General features: G+C 69.8%; 16 protein-coding genes. 6 read left to right on the plus strand and 10 right to left on the minus strand.

The window, feature by feature from the left end; all coding sequences use genetic code 11:
- A partial coding sequence (locus tag ABZ928_RS32220) for a transposase (protein WP_361526742.1) occupies positions 1-522 on the plus strand: 522 nt, incomplete at its 5' end.
- Positions 523-545: 23 nt separating this feature from the next.
- Here ABZ928_RS32220 and ABZ928_RS32225 read toward each other — a convergent pair.
- The 5 genes from ABZ928_RS32225 to ABZ928_RS32245 form a co-directional block, all read right to left on the minus strand.
- Positions 546-1,610, minus strand: coding sequence for a hypothetical protein (locus ABZ928_RS32225; protein ID WP_361526745.1), 1,065 nt, complete (start codon positions 1,608-1,610; stop codon positions 546-548).
- 461 nt (positions 1,611-2,071) lie between these two features.
- Positions 2,072-2,569 carry a DUF3618 domain-containing protein gene (locus tag ABZ928_RS32230; RefSeq protein WP_361526748.1) on the minus strand — a complete coding sequence of 166 codons (498 nt, stop codon included), beginning with the start codon at positions 2,567-2,569 and terminating at the stop codon, positions 2,072-2,074.
- Positions 2,566-2,967: a phage holin family protein gene (locus ABZ928_RS32235; protein WP_361526751.1), complete on the minus strand. Its 402-nt coding sequence runs from the start codon at positions 2,965-2,967 to the stop codon at positions 2,566-2,568. Before ABZ928_RS32235 ends, ABZ928_RS32230 begins: the two co-directional genes overlap by 4 nt.
- A gap of 142 nt (positions 2,968-3,109) precedes the next feature.
- Entirely contained in the window at positions 3,110-3,790 is a 681-nt protein-coding gene (locus tag ABZ928_RS32240; RefSeq protein WP_361526754.1) for a hypothetical protein, read from the minus strand.
- Positions 3,787-3,915, minus strand: a complete 129-nt coding sequence (locus tag ABZ928_RS32245; RefSeq protein WP_361526757.1) for a hypothetical protein — start codon at positions 3,913-3,915, stop codon at positions 3,787-3,789. Before ABZ928_RS32245 ends, ABZ928_RS32240 begins: the two co-directional genes overlap by 4 nt.
- 186 nt (positions 3,916-4,101) lie before the next feature.
- Here ABZ928_RS32245 and dapA point away from each other — a divergent pair, with 186 nt between their 5' ends.
- Positions 4,102-5,016 carry a 4-hydroxy-tetrahydrodipicolinate synthase gene (gene dapA / locus ABZ928_RS32250; protein ID WP_361526760.1) on the plus strand — a complete coding sequence of 305 codons (915 nt, stop codon included), beginning with the start codon at positions 4,102-4,104 and terminating at the stop codon, positions 5,014-5,016.
- On the opposite strand, the gene ABZ928_RS32255 is transcribed toward dapA, so the two are convergent.
- Positions 5,017-6,252, minus strand: coding sequence for a WD40 repeat domain-containing protein (locus ABZ928_RS32255; RefSeq protein WP_361526763.1), 1,236 nt, complete (start codon positions 6,250-6,252; stop codon positions 5,017-5,019).
- Positions 6,249-6,806: a SigE family RNA polymerase sigma factor gene (locus tag ABZ928_RS32260; protein WP_361526766.1), complete on the minus strand. Its 558-nt coding sequence runs from the start codon at positions 6,804-6,806 to the stop codon at positions 6,249-6,251. The genes ABZ928_RS32255 and ABZ928_RS32260 overlap by 4 nt, the downstream gene beginning before the upstream one ends.
- A 147-nt stretch (positions 6,807-6,953) precedes the next feature.
- Between ABZ928_RS32260 and ABZ928_RS32265 the strand changes: the two genes are divergently transcribed.
- The 3 genes from ABZ928_RS32265 (at position 6,954) to ABZ928_RS32275 (ending at position 9,547) form a co-directional block, all read left to right on the plus strand.
- Positions 6,954-7,457, plus strand: a complete 504-nt coding sequence (locus tag ABZ928_RS32265; protein WP_361526769.1) for a hypothetical protein — start codon at positions 6,954-6,956, stop codon at positions 7,455-7,457.
- A gap of 435 nt (positions 7,458-7,892) precedes the next feature.
- Positions 7,893-8,765 (plus strand): DUF4231 domain-containing protein, encoded by an 873-nt coding sequence (locus ABZ928_RS32270; protein WP_361526772.1) that lies wholly within the window; start codon positions 7,893-7,895, stop codon positions 8,763-8,765.
- Entirely contained in the window at positions 8,762-9,547 is a 786-nt protein-coding gene (locus ABZ928_RS32275; RefSeq protein WP_361526775.1) for a hypothetical protein, read from the plus strand. Before ABZ928_RS32270 ends, ABZ928_RS32275 begins: the two co-directional genes overlap by 4 nt.
- A gap of 61 nt (positions 9,548-9,608) precedes the next feature.
- Here ABZ928_RS32275 and dapD read toward each other — a convergent pair whose 3' ends face one another.
- From dapD to ABZ928_RS32290, 3 genes are all read right to left on the minus strand, one after another.
- The gene (gene dapD, locus ABZ928_RS32280) at positions 9,609-10,598 is read right to left on the minus strand and encodes a 2,3,4,5-tetrahydropyridine-2,6-dicarboxylate N-succinyltransferase (RefSeq protein ID WP_361526778.1); all 990 of its coding nucleotides are present in this window, start codon (positions 10,596-10,598) and stop codon (positions 9,609-9,611) included.
- A 197-nt stretch (positions 10,599-10,795) separates the two neighbouring features.
- A complete protein-coding gene (locus tag ABZ928_RS32285; RefSeq protein WP_361527379.1) occupies positions 10,796-11,338 on the minus strand; it encodes a TetR family transcriptional regulator in 543 nt (180 codons plus the stop codon).
- 52 nt (positions 11,339-11,390) lie between these two features.
- Positions 11,391-11,711 (minus strand): multidrug efflux SMR transporter, encoded by a 321-nt coding sequence (locus tag ABZ928_RS32290; protein ID WP_361526781.1) that lies wholly within the window; start codon positions 11,709-11,711, stop codon positions 11,391-11,393.
- Positions 11,712-11,923: 212 nt separating this feature from the next.
- Between ABZ928_RS32290 and ABZ928_RS32295 the strand changes: the two genes are divergently transcribed.
- Positions 11,924-13,723, plus strand: coding sequence for an endonuclease/exonuclease/phosphatase family protein (locus ABZ928_RS32295; protein WP_361526784.1), 1,800 nt, complete (start codon positions 11,924-11,926; stop codon positions 13,721-13,723).
- The last annotated feature ends 13 nt before the right edge of the window (positions 13,724-13,736 follow it).

The raw sequence follows: 13,736 nt of genomic DNA on the forward strand, positions 1-13,736 counted from the left end.
GCCGAGGACCCGGCCGTCCCGGTCACCCACCTGCTCGCGGAGATCCGCGAGCAGGGCTACACCGGCAGCGCCAACCTCCTGGTCCGCTACATCAATCAGGGCCGCGTCGAGGCCGACCACGCGGCCCTGTCCCCCCGCAAGGTCGCCGGACTGCTCACCCGTCACCCCGACCGCCTCAACGACAAGCACAGCGCGCTGCGTGACCAGCTCGCCGGCGCCTGCCCCGAGATGACGGTGCTGGCCGATCAGATCCATGCCTTCGCCGCGCTCCTCGTACCCTCCGCGGGCAACGCCGAGCGACTGACCGCCTGGATCGCTACCACCCGCGCTGCCGACCTGCCCTTCCTGCACTCCTTCGCCACCGGCCTGGAACGTGACCGCGCCGCCATCGACGCCGCCGTCACCCTGCCCCACCACAACGGCCGCACCGAGGGCACCAACTGCAAGATCAAACTACTCAAGCGCCAACGGTACGGCCGGGCCGGCCACCCGCTCCTGCGCCAGCTCATCCTGCTCAACTGACCGCCAGCAGCACCGATCAACGCCTACGAAAATCTTGGAAGACCCAACTTCAGGACAGTCCCGAACTTGTAGAACAGCCGTTTCACGTCGTATGGCGCACAGTAGTCCCAGCCGCAGTAGCCCACGCCGGCGTCTGAGTCACCGTTGAACCGCCACTGCGGTGAGGATGCCCAGTACCGCGAGACCATCGTCCACTCGCCGGCTTTCGGGGTGTAACTCTGCGGGTCGATGTAAACCGGGAAGGTGGTGTCCGGGTCGGTCAACAAACCCTGATCCGGGGTGAGCCTGAGTTCGCTGCCATCAGCGGCGACGTCGACGTCAATGGGTGCGATGTTGGCAGCGTCGCTGGGGCCGTCGGTCTCCCCATCGGCGGCCGCTGCCGCACTGAACCTCGCGGCAGGCGCCTTCGTGGAGTCCCACATCAAGGGCTTGGCCGCCTGGAACACCGTGCCGCCGACTGTCTCATCGACCGCTTCGAGACCGCCGGAATCCGTGGCTCGCAGGTCGAGTCCCGGAGATTCGACACCTAACTTCAGCTCAGCCAGTGCGGGGTCCTTGGCCGCCTCCGGCGTCTTGACCACGAGCAGTTGCGAGAAGCCGTCCGTGGCGGCCCGCATGGTCAGATCGACATCAGGGAGCACGTTGGCATAGGTGGCGGTGTCCCCGTCGACCGTCGGCACGGGCAGGGCGGTCGGCCAGGAGAACGACAGCTTCTTGCCAGTGCGGTCGAGCGTGACGAGAGGACCGTCGCCACCACCGGAGAAGGCAAGGCCGACTGCCGCGGCGCTCGGCCCCACCGTGCCGTCGGAGCGCTTGAGCAGGGTGTTGTCGATCGCCTTCCACTGCCCGTCGACACGGGTCCGCACCGGTCTGAGGTGCTGGATCTCCTCGAACTGGCCGTCCGGAGTGGCGTACACCTCGGTCGACTCGCCGCGCAGAGACGTGATCTCCACGTTGGCACCACCGGCTTCAGCGGCGCTCTGGGCGGCCCGAACCGTGGTGGCCGCCTTGGGGGCATCCGCGGCCGCCGTCGCCACAGACTTCGGTTGGGTGGCTGCGGCCGGCGGCGCGAAGGCGACGGGCTGCACAACGCTCGCTAAAAGAGTGCCTGCGACAACCCCCAGGAACGGTCTTCGCGCTCTGCCGGCTCTGCCGGACGCACTTGATCTACCGCTTGAACGACCCCCGGTCACACCCGTCCCCCGCCCTCAACTTCACAGCCTGCACTTGCGAGTTACACAAGTTGCGTAAGTGAGGGGGACCTTAACTGTGAATTACCTGGACACGTCAAGGAGGCTCGGCGGAGGCATGGAATCCACTACGTGATAGGCGGATTCATTCAGCCACCGGGCCATTTCGTCACCCTTGCAAGGGAATCTGAGGGTAGGTCCCCCTCAGACCCCCGCGTATGCGATCATCACCTTGCCTCGATGGGCGAGTATCGGCCACGCCCCTTCGAACCCGGAGGCAGCCCGTTATCGGAACGTTACCTTGCCCGCCGTTGGGACAACCGCTCCAGCAGTGAGCCCAGCACTCACGGAACCATGCTTCAGCGCCGCCCGTTCCGCCGCCGCAGCACTTCCTCCACGACCACAACCCCCACCACCGCCCCCACGACCAGCACCGGCCGCGGATGCCGCAACCCCGCCTGGACGACGGTGCGGACAGGCCGCGGCACGCTGTGTTCGACGGCGTGACCCGCGTGGGTCGCCTTGTCGTGGACGGTGTGGCCGACCCCGGTGGCCTTCTCCTGGACGGTGTGGCCGACTCCCGTCGCCCGCTCCTGGACGACATGCCCCGCCCTGCTCGCCCGTTCCTGGACCGCATGACCGGCCTGGGCCGCGCTGCTGCGGAGTTGGACCGTCATCGCGCCGGCCTTGTCCTTGAGGTCGGCGGCGCGGGCCGCGGCTCGGCCCTTCACGTCCGCCTTGGCCGCCAACTCCTCGACTGTGTCACCGAGTTGGCCGCGGGTCTCTTCGATCTGCCGGCGCAGTTCCTCGGGGCCCTTGGCCCCGCCCGTCACGCCCGGCGTCGTCTTGTCCGTCATCGGTGCGCCCTTTCCCTGATCTCCTCGACATCGGCCCTGACGCTGCCGAGGGTCTCCTCGGGCGTGGGGGGTGCGGCGTGGCGCAGCTGGGCGCGACCGTTCGCGGCGAGCAGGGCCGCGGTCGCGAACAGCACCGCCGTCACGATGAGCGCCGCGGCCCAGACGGGCAGCGTCAGGGAGAGGGCGGCGGTGGCCGTGGCGGCGAGGGCGAGCAGACCGGCGTAGGCGATCGCGCCGGCGGCGCCGAGCATGCCGCCGCCGCGGCCGGCGCGTCGGCCCTTCTCGGTCAGCTCCTCCTTGGCGAGGGCCACTTCCTGTCGTACGAGCTGGGAGAGTTGATCTGTGGCCTGGCCGACGAGCTCGCCGACGGAGTGGTGGGTGGCCGGGGGGTTGGTCACGGTGTCCGCCTCCTCTCTTTCGAGGCGGACGGGTACCCGTTTGCGGGGCCGACAAGCGCTATGTCTTCAGTTCGGTCCGGGTGCTCGGCAGCCGATCGCGCCTACGCGGCGGAGCCGCACACCGATGCAGCCCCGCGCCCCTTCAGAGCGCGTCATGGGAACCGCCCTTCCCCTGTTCCCCCAATCTCGCCAGCTGCGACTGGAACCAGTCCAGCCGCGCCTGCAACAGCGCTGCCTCCGCCGCCAGTTCGGGTACGCCGAGGTCGTCCCCCTGGACAGGCGCGACCCCGCTCCCCGCCACCACCCGCAGCCCCTCCCCCGCCAGCCGCGCGAACGACGCGAGCGAGATCGACGTACGCCCCCGCAGGCACCCGGCGCACGAGGGTGCGAGCGCTCGCCAACCCGGGCGGCCCCAGCCCGCGTCGGCGAGGGCGGACGCGACCGTGCCGCATGCGCAGGGGCCCACGGTGGCCACCCGGATCCGCTGGCGGGCGTAGCGGAAGCCGAGTTCGAAGCGGAGGTAGCGGCCGAGGACGGTGACCTCCAGCAGGACGGCGGCGCGGTGTTCGGCCGTGCACAGGAGTGCCTCGGCCGTCGAGCGGTCGTGCACACAGTGGAAGCCGCAGTCGCAGCGGCGGTGCGGTGCCCGGTGGCGCAGGCCGTAGACGCAGGACGCGTCGGCCAGGACCCCGTACGGCAGCGCGCCGCCCAGCGACACACCGGTGAACCCGGCCCGGGTGCCGTCGTGGGACAGCACCGGGTGGGCGATCTTGTATCCGGTCGGCGGCTCCGTCGGGCGTTCCTCCGGAAGCCGCAGCCTCATCGGGCGGCCGGGACCTCTTCGGGCGCCTTCAGTTCCTCGATCTCCGTGGGGAGTTCGAGCGCGGGTTCCTCCACTTGGTCCCGCTCCTCCGCGACTCCGGTGGCGAGTGCCTTGCCGAGCTTCATGACGCCTCCCATGACCATGACCACGACCAGGGTTGTTGACCGTTCTGGCCATGGTGACCCATGAAGCCCCGGTTTGGACATAGGGCCTGGGGACGCCGGTCCGAGGACCATCTCTCAGATTCCCTTATCAATACCTCGTAGAAGAATTAAGTGGAGCTTCACGATGGCTCCGCCGAGACTACCCCTATGACCTACTCCGGCCCCATGCCCCACTCCGCCGCCCCGCCCTTCGGCCGCGCCCTCTGCGCGATGATCACGCCCTTCACCGAGGGCGGCGCCCTCGACCTCGACGGCGCTCAGCGGCTCGCGGCGCGGCTGGTAGACGGGGGCTGCGACGGGCTGGTGCTGTCCGGTACGACGGGCGAGTCGCCGACCACGACGGACGCCGAGAAGGCGGAGCTGGTGCGGGCGGTACGGGAGGCGGTCGGCGAACGGGCGTCGGTCCTCGCCGGCGTCGGCACCTTCGACACCCGCCACACCGTCGAACTCGCCCTGGAGGCCGAAAAGGCGGGCGCGGACGGCCTGTTGGTGGTCAGCCCGTACTACAGCAGGCCCCCGCAGGAGGCCGTCGAGGCGCACTTCCGCCAGATCGCGGACTCCGTCGGCCTGCCGATCGCCCTGTACGACATCCCGGGCCGTACCGGCACCCGTATCGAGCCGGACACCCTGATCCGGCTCGCCGAGCATCCCCGGATCGTGGCGGTCAAGGACTGCTCCTACGACTTCCTCGCCGCCCAGAAGGTCATCGCCCGCACGGAGTTGGCGTACTACGCGGGCTGCGACGAGCACAATCTCGCGCTGTACGCGGTGGGCGGTGCGGGATATGTGAGCACCGTCGCGAACGTCGTACCGTCTCAACTCCGCGCGGTCCTCGACGCGTTCGACGCGGGAGACACGGCAGGAGCCGCCCGTCTCCAGCAACAGGCCGCCCCCCTCATCGAGTTGATGATGTCGTCGGGACTCCCCGGCACGGTCACGGCCAAGGCCCTCCTCCACGAGCTGGGCCTGCCCGCGGGCCCGGTCCGCGCACCCCTGCTGCCCGCCGACCGGGACGCGGTCGACGGGCTGCGGGCGGCCTACGAGGAGCTGACCGCCGGCTGATCAGCGGTCGGCGAAGACGGGCGTCCACCGCGCCGGACCGTCGAGCTTGTTCAGATCGCTGACGCCGCTCAGCGGGACGACCTTGTCGCTGCCGATCGTGACCAGCACGAGCTGGTTGAGGGCCGCGCCCTCCGGAGAGGGGGTCCCCTCCCAGGCGATGAGACGCTTGTCGTCGGCCCAGGCGAGGAGACGGGCGCCGCGAACCTTGACGACCTCCTCGCCCGTGCGCGGATCGGCGATCGTGGAGTACGACTTGCCGTGGGCGGCCTCCTCCGTCAGGCCGAGGGCGGCGAGCTTGCCGTTCGGGGACAGTCGCGCCGACACCTGCGTGGTCAAGTACCGCTCGCTCGCGGGTGCGGAGACCTTGGCGCCGGAGAGATCGTAGAACTGCTGCTCGTCGTTCATGTCCCGGCTGACCTTGCTGTAGAGGTACTTGCCGTCCCGGGTGAAGGCGAAGTCCATCCGGCCGACGTCATGGGGGCCGGCCGCCACCCGCCACCAGGCGAACCCCTCGCTGCCGCTCACGTCGATGACACAGAAGCCGGTCCGAAGCACCTTCTCCGCCGTCGGCATCCACTCGTGGGTCTCGCTCCCGTCGGGCGCCACCATCACCGCCGACTCCCGCGCTTCGGGATTCTCGCTGTAGGTCGTGGCGACCAGCTTGCTCCCGTCACGCGAGAACTCGACCCCGCCGACGCCCTGTTGGACCGGGATCCACCGCTCGACCTTGCCGCTCGCGAGGTCGAGCAGCCCGATCCGCCGGGCGGGCAGGCTCTGCTCCAGCACGGCTGCCCTCTTGAGGCCGGGCGCGACGGCGACGTAGGACCATCGCGTGTCCTTCCGGTATGTGCCGGTCTCGGGGTCGAGCAGCCAGTACGTGCGTACGGCGATCCCGTCGTTCTCCGTCCGCGGCACCGTCTTCGTCGTGTAGTACGTGGCGAGCGCCGTCCGTCCGGCCGCGATCAGATCGCGCGGCGGGGACTGTTCGGGGTGGGCGCTGACCTCGTCCTGCCGGGTCACCCCAGCGGGACGCACGTCGTCCTTGCCGCCGTCCAGCAGCGGCACCGCCACCGACACGGAGACGACGGCGACGGTGGCCGCTGCGACAGCGGCGAGCCGGCGGGTGCGGCGGCGACGGCGTACCGCGAGCACCCGGTCGGCGAACTCCGCCCCCGCCGACGGCTGTTCACCGGCGATCTCCCGCAGGGAGTCACGCACGAGTTCCTCGACGTTCACGGACGTACCTCCACGGGTGTGCAGTCAGGGGACGGGCGCCGGTCCTCGTCCTGCCCGCCGAGCGCGGCCAGTTCGGGCGCGAGGGCGCGCAGCCGGGCCAGCGAGCGGTGGGTGGTGGACCGTACGGTCCCCACGGAGCAGCCCAGGATGCGGGCCACGTCGGCCTCGGGCAGATCCTCGAAGTAGCGCAGCACGAGCACGGCGCGCTGCCGCGCGGTGAGCCGGGCGAGCGCGCCGCGCATCACGAGACGCAGCTCGGCGGCGGATGAGGCGTCCGGGTCGGGCCGCCCCTCCGGTGGCTCGGCGACGCTCAACTCCCGTCTGGGCCACTTCAGTCGCCAGCGGCTGATCTGCTGCCGGTAGAGGATCTGCCGTACGTACGCCTCGGGTTCGTCGATGCGGTGCCAGCGGCCGGCCGCCTTGATCAGCGCGTTCTGCAACAGGTCCTCGGCGGTGTGCCGGTCGCCGCCGCTGAGCAGCACGGCCGTCTTCAGCAGCGCGGACGACCGGTGCGCCACGAACTCCCGGAAGCTGTCCTGCGCTTCGGCATCCATCGTCACCTTCTCTTCCCCCGGGGCGGACCGGCTGTCCACCCCCTGTGCCCCTTGTGACGCGCGCGGCCGCCCACCGCTATGCCTGCGGGTGCGGGACTGCGGAACAATTCCCCGGGCCCGCGCACGTCCTTGCCGTACGGTGACCCGATGAGCCGCCCTCTCCTCTTCCTCGACGTCGACGGCCCGCTCAACCCGTACGCCGCGAAGCCGGAGCGCCGCCCCGAGGGTTACACGACGATCAGGGTGGCCCTCCACCCGGGCCGCCCCCTGCGGGTCTGGCTCAACCCCTCCCACGGCCCGGCCCTCCTCGCCCTCCCCTACGACCTCTGCTGGGCGACCACCTGGATGGACGCCGCCAACCGCTGGATCGCCCCGGTCGTCGGCCTCCCCTCCCTCCCGTACGTCGATTTCGGCGACTCCCTGTTCGCCCACCGCCCCGACGGCGTCCACTGGAAGACGGCGGCGATCGTGGCGTACGCCGAGGGGCGCCCCTTCGCGTGGGTGGACGACGAACAGAGCCCGGCGGACGACACGTACGTCGCCGACGAGCACCCCGGCCCCGCCCTCCTCCACCCTGTGGATCCCCGGATCGGGCTGCGCGAGGGGGACTTCGAGACACTGAGGGAGTTCGCGACGACGCTGCCGGCGTGAGGGCCCCTTCTCCGGGCCTCAGCCGTCACTTCAGAGCCCGTCAGCGGCCGACTGTGACTAACTTCCCCGGGGACGACCTCCCCGGCCTTCGCCTTACGGTCGTAACGGCGCCCGAGTCCGGTCAGTCGCGGTTCGAGCCAGGCGTGCCAGGCGCGCGAGGCGGGTCACCAGCGCGGTCAGGTTCCGTGCCCCGGAGGCGACTCCGACGGGCACGATCGTGGTGTCGTCGAGCGTGACGGCCGCGCGCCACCACCGGCGCGGCGCGTATCCCCGCGGACCGTCGAGCACCACCCGGACGCCGCCCATGGGCGATCACAACTCCCCCCGTGGCCAGGCACGTCGAGACGTTACCCTGACCTGACTGCGCACACTCCACAGGGCGGGGACCAGTAGATGACGACACCAAGTCCACTCGAAGAGACGGACTTTCCCGGGGTGTTCGAGTCAGCGGACGCCATCTCCAAGGAGTCCCAGCGCGAATATCTCAAGTGGACCCGGGGTCGCCTCCAACTCGCCCTGGCCGCCGCCCTGTTCGGTGCCGTGGCGGCCAGCAGCGAGGGCCGGACGGAGAAGGCGGCGGCCGCGCTGGCCCTGGTCGCCTTCATCGCCGCGCTGGTCACGGAGATCCATCTGCTGCGGGACAAGCCGGAGGACCGCTGGTACCACGGCAGGGCGCTCGCCGAGTCCGCCAAGACTCTGGCGTGGCGCTACATGGCGGGCGCGGAGCCCTTCCCGCCCGACCGCCCGAACGACGACGCCCGCCGCGTCCTCCTCACCCGCATCCGCGACCTGGTCGACTCCAACCCCCTGTCGGGCCTGTCCTACGGCACCGTCCAGGTGACCGACCGGATGACGGAGGTCAGGGACCTGGACTACGAGGGCCGCAAGGCCACGTATCTCGCGCTGCGGGTGGCCGACCAGGAGGCCTGGTACACCAGCAAGGCCAAGCAGAGCCAGCGCAACTCCCAGAAGTGGCGCTCCGTCCTGATCTCCTTCGAGGTCCTCGGCGTCGCGGCCAGCGTGGTGAGCCTCATGGACCTCACCGACATCGAGGTGGGCAGCGTGGTGGCCGCCGCCATCGCCGCCGCGGGCGCGTGGCTGGAAGTGAAGCAGTACGACAACCTCGCCTCCGCCTACTCCCTCACCGCCACCGAACTCGGCTTCGTCCGCCAGACCGGCGAGTCCATCACCACCGAGGCGGACTGGACCCGCTTCGTCCTCTCCGCGGAACAGGCCATCAGCCGGGAGCACACGATGTGGCTGGCGCGGCGGTTAGGGATGCGAGCGGTACGGAGGGCGGTCGAATGAACGACACCCCGGCGGAGAAGCAGTGCTTCTACATCGCCCCCATCGGCATGCCCGGCTCCGACATCAGGCTGCGCAGCGACCAGATCCTGCGCCATGTCGTCAGGCCCGCGGTCGAGAGCTGCGGCTACTCCGCCACGCGCGGCGACCAGATCGACGGCTCGGGACTGATCACGACCCAGGTACTTCAGAGGATCTTCGACGACGATCTGATCATCGCCGACCTCACGGACAACAACCCCAACGTCTACTACGAACTCGCCGTACGGCACGCGCTGCGCAAGCCCTTCATCCACATCGTCCAGACGGGGCAGCCCGTCCCGTTCGATGTCCAGGGCATCCGCGTCATCGAGCTCGACCACCGCGACCTGGACAGCGCCGCCGAGGCGAGGGATGCCATAGTCAAGGCGATCAAGGCCATCGAGGACAAGAAGCCCCTGGACACGCCGATGACGTATGCGCTCGATCTTCAGCAGCTGCGGGGTTCGGACAAGGCCGAGGAGCGCGGGATCGCCGACATCCTTGAGGCCGTCCAGGAGATGCAGCGCCATTTCACGGGCCCGCGGACGACGGCGGACAGCAGGGCGGTGCGGGAGGCCCGCGAGCTGAAGGAATTCATCAACTGGCTGGCGAGCAGAGGAAGGATCGACCGAGAGGATCTGGCGGCCCTCGTCGCGAACGCCGACGGAATGGTCTCGGCGTCCTGGCTTCGATCCCTGTCCCACACCATCACGCCCGACGAGCCCCTCCCCCTGCCACGGCTCCGCGGCCCCGAACAGGACTGACGCAAGAGCGCCCGCCCGGGACCACGGGTCCCGGGCGGGCGCTCGACGCGCACCGCGCCCGTCAGTTGTGGCTGTGCAGAACCTCGTTCAGCCCGCCCCACACCGCGTTGTTCGGCCGGGCCTCCACCGTGCCGGTGACCGAGTTGCGGCGGAAGAGGATGTGGGAGGCGCCGGAGAGGTCACGGGCCTTGACGATCTGCCCGTCGGGCATGGTGACGCGGGTGCCGGCGGTGACGTACAGGCCCGCCTCGACCACGCACTCGTCGCCCAGCGCGATCCCGACCCCCGCCTCGGCGCCGATGAGGCAGCGCTCGCCGATGGAGATGATGACGTTGCCGCCACCGGACAGCGTGCCCATGGTGGACGCGCCGCCGCCGATGTCGGAGCCGTCGCCGACGATGACACCGGCGGAGATACGGCCCTCGACCATGGACGTGCCGAGCGTGCCGGCGTTGAAGTTGACGAAGCCCTCGTGCATGACGGTGGTGCCCTCGGCGAGGTGCGCGCCGAGGCGGACGCGGTCGGCGTCGGCGATCCGGACGCCCTTGGGAGCGACGTAGTCCGTCATGCGCGGGAACTTGTCGATCGAGGTCACGGCGAGGTGCAGACCCTCGGCACGGGCGTTCAGCCGCACCTTCTCGATGTCGTCCACCGCGACCGGGCCGAGCGAGGTCCAGGCGACGTTGGCGAGGAGGCCGAAGATGCCGTCCAGGCTCTGCCCGTGCGGCTTGACCAGGCGGTGGGAGAGCAGGTGGAGGCGGAGATAGGCGTCGTGCGTGTCGAGCGGCTTCTCGTCGAGCGAGGAGATGACCGTACGGACCGCGACCACCTCGACGCCACGGCGGGCGTCGGGACCGATCGCCTTCGCGGCACCTTCACCGAGCAGCTCCACGGCACGCTCGGCGGACAGCCGCTCGGTGCCGGAGGGGCCCGCCTCGGCGGCGAGCTCGGGCGCGGGGAACCAGGTGTCGAGAACAGTGCCGTCGGCGGCGATCGTGGCGAGGCCGGCGGCCACGGCGCCGTTGGTACGAGAAGCAGTCGTATCGGTCATGAGGGCAACCTAACCGGCCCACAGCATCCGAGGCCAACCAGCACGGGCGGTGTCTCAGGTGCCGGTCGACGCTTCCCAACGCCGGGGTAGGGGCGGCGGGGGCGGCGGGGGCGACCCCGTCGCCTCCGACCGCACCCCCTCCGACCGCACCCCCTCCGACCGCACCCCCTCCGACCGCACCCCCTCCGACCGCCCCCTCACCCCTCACCGATCACCCGCCCCAACACCTCCCGCGCATACCCCTCCTCATACACCCCGTCCGTCAGCAGCACCTGAAGACAGATCCCGTCCATCAGCGCCACCAGCGCCCGAGCCGTCACCTCGTCCGTCCGCCGCGCCAGCCGCGCAGCGAGGTCCGCCGCCCACTCCGCGGCGACCGGCCGCAGCGCGGGCCGGCGCAGCGCGGCGAGATAGAGCTCGTACTCCAGCTCCACCCCGGTACGGTCCCCGGCCAGCCACTCCCCGAGCCACCCCGCGAGCTCGGTGGCGAGATCCTTCGCGGGGTCCTCCAGCCCGCCCCGCGAGGCGATGACCTTGGAGAACCCCTCGCTCGCCTGCCGCAGCGCGGCGACCATCAGCTCGTCGAGGGTCTTGAAGTGGTACGTCGTCGAGCCGAGCGGCACATCGGCCTCGGCGGCGACACTGCGGTGGCTCAGCCCGGCGAGCCCCTGCCGTCCGACCACCCGGATCGCCGCGTCGATGATCCGCTGCCGCCGCTCGGGGTCGTAGCGCCGGGCCATCAGCGCACGCCTCCCGTCGCCCTCGATGCGCGCCACCCCAATGCACACCGCCTCAATGCGCACCGCCCAGGTTCAGGACCACCACACCCACGATGATCAGCACGATCCCGGCAGCCTTCGCGGCCGTCATCCCCTCCCCGAGGAACACCATCCCGATGGTCGCGATGGTCGCGGTCCCGACCCCGGCCCAGATCGCGTACGCCGTGCCGACCGCCACCGACTTCAGCGTCTGCGCGAGCAGCGCGAAGGAGACCACATAGCCGAGCACGGTCAGCAGCGAGGGCAGCAGTCGGCTGAACCCCTCGCTGTACTTCATCGCGGTCGTCGCGGCCACCTCGGCCGCGATGGCCCCGGCCAGCAGTACATATCCCATATGTACGAGTGTACACATGATGCGTACGACCGTACATAACAGCTCTTCCACAGCGTGCGCACAGAGTGTCTATGACGCGCGTAGACGACACGCGTAGATCACGTTCCGTACATTGCGCCGTAACGCAGAGCCCCTAAAACTCTCTCCGACCAGTCGCTCATGTACGTCCAGCACCAACTCCTCCTACTCGACTGTCTGTTGAAGGGACGCACATGGACAGAACGCTCGCTCTCGGCGCCCGTACCCTGGCCGCCGGACTGCTCGCGTCGGCCGCGCTGATCGCCCTCCCGGCGAACGCGCACGCGGCCACCTACACGATCTCCGCGATCCAGGGCTCGACCCGGATCTCCCCGTACAACGGCTCCACGGTCACCACGACCGGCATCGTCACCGCGATCCGCTCCACCGGCTCCTCGCGCGGCTTCTGGATCCAGAGCGCGAGCGGCGACGGCGTGGCCACGACGAGTGACGCGATCTTCGTCTACACGGGCTCGACGACCCCGAGCACCACGGTCGGCAACAGCGTCACGGTGACCGGCAAGGTCTCCGAGTACTATCCGGACTCCGACAACGGCAGCCAGTCGCTCACGGAGCTCTCCAGCGCCTCCTGGACCACCAACTCCACGGGGAACACGCTGCCTTCGGCCGTCACGATCAGCGACTCGACGGTGCCCGCCACCTACACGCGCACCAACAGCGGCGGCTCGATCAACTCGTTCACGCTCGCCCCGACCACGTACGCCCTGGACTACTACGAGTCCCTTGAGGGCATGCGGGTCTCCGTCGGCAGCGCGCCGGTCGTCGGCGCGACCAACGACTACGACGAGCTGTGGGTCAACGTCAAGCCCAGCCAGGTGACTTCGGCGCGCGGCGGCTCGCTGTACTCCTCCTACACCAGCCAGAACTCGGGCCGGGTGCAGATCGGCACGCTGCTCTCCTCGACGTTCCCGACGGCCACCGTCGGCGACACGCTGTCCGGCGCGACCGGCGTCCTCGACTACATCGCGTACGGCGGCTACACCCTCCAGGCGACCACGCTGGGCTCGGTCACCTCGGGAGGCCTCGCCAAGGAATCGACGTCGGCGCAGTCCACGGGCCAGCTGTCGGTGGCGACGTACAACGTGGAGAACCTCGACCCGACCGACGCCTCATCGAAGTTCAGCGCGCTGGCGTCCGGGATCGTGAACAACCTCAAGTCGCCGGACATCGTGGCCCTGGAGGAGGTCCAGGACAACAACGGCGCCACCGACGACGGCACGGTGTCCGCGAGCACCACGCTCTCCACGCTGATCTCCGCGATCAGCGCGGCGGGCGGACCGACGTACTCGTACACGCAGATCAACCCGACCAACGACGCCGACGGCGGTGAGACCGGCGGCAACATCCGTCAGGTCTATCTCTACAACTCGGCGCGTGTCGGCTTCACTTCACGCGGCAGCGCCACCGCGACGACCGCCAACTCGGTGACCACGAGCAGCGGGCTCGCGCAGCTGACGTACAACCCGGGCCGGATCGCCCCGTCCAACTCGGCCTGGTCGGACAGCCGTAAGCCGCTGGCGGCCGAATTCACCTTCGGCGGGGAGAAGTTCTTCCTGATCGCCAACCACTTCGTCTCCAAGGGCGCCGACTACTCGCTGCACAGCCAGTACCAGGCGCCGACCCGCTCCTCGGAGACCCAGCGCACCAGCCAGGCCTCGGTGGTCAACTCCTTCGTGGACTCGATCCTGGCGGCCCAGTCGGACGCGAACGTGATCGTGCTCGGCGACCTGAACGACTACCAGTTCTCGACCACGCTCACCAATCTGAAGGGCGGGGTTCTCACCAACCTGATCGACACACTGCCGGCGTCCCAGCAGTACACGTACGTCTACGACGGCAACTCGCAGGTCCTCGACCACACGCTGGTCAGCTCGTCGATCACGGCGTACGACTACGACGTCGTGCACATCAACAGCGAGTTCTCGGACCAGACCAGCGACCACGACCCGCAGGTCGTCCGCATCACCCCGTGAACGCCGTGAACAT

Origin of the sequence: Streptomyces sp. NPDC046909, from assembly GCF_040644695.1 — a bacterium.
Taxonomy (GTDB): Bacteria; Actinomycetota; Actinomycetes; order Streptomycetales; family Streptomycetaceae; genus Streptomyces.

Coding starts and splice junctions, on each gene's coding strand:
- dapA (WP_361526760.1), top strand. CDS start 4,102: ATGACCTACTCCGGCCCCATGCCCCACTCCGCCGCCCCGCCCTTCGGC.
- ABZ928_RS32245 (WP_361526757.1), bottom strand. CDS start 3,915: ATGAAGCTCGGCAAGGCACTCGCCACCGGAGTCGCGGAGGAGCGGGAC.
- ABZ928_RS32295 (WP_361526784.1), top strand. CDS start 11,924: ATGGACAGAACGCTCGCTCTCGGCGCCCGTACCCTGGCCGCCGGACTG.
- ABZ928_RS32285 (WP_361527379.1), bottom strand. CDS start 11,338: ATGGCCCGGCGCTACGACCCCGAGCGGCGGCAGCGGATCATCGACGCG.
- dapD (WP_361526778.1), bottom strand. CDS start 10,598: ATGACCGATACGACTGCTTCTCGTACCAACGGCGCCGTGGCCGCCGGC.
- ABZ928_RS32230 (WP_361526748.1), bottom strand. CDS start 2,569: ATGACGGACAAGACGACGCCGGGCGTGACGGGCGGGGCCAAGGGCCCC.
- ABZ928_RS32260 (WP_361526766.1), bottom strand. CDS start 6,806: ATGGATGCCGAAGCGCAGGACAGCTTCCGGGAGTTCGTGGCGCACCGG.
- ABZ928_RS32275 (WP_361526775.1), top strand. CDS start 8,762: ATGAACGACACCCCGGCGGAGAAGCAGTGCTTCTACATCGCCCCCATC.
- ABZ928_RS32290 (WP_361526781.1), bottom strand. CDS start 11,711: ATGGGATATGTACTGCTGGCCGGGGCCATCGCGGCCGAGGTGGCCGCG.
- ABZ928_RS32265 (WP_361526769.1), top strand. CDS start 6,954: ATGAGCCGCCCTCTCCTCTTCCTCGACGTCGACGGCCCGCTCAACCCG.
- ABZ928_RS32240 (WP_361526754.1), bottom strand. CDS start 3,790: ATGAGGCTGCGGCTTCCGGAGGAACGCCCGACGGAGCCGCCGACCGGA.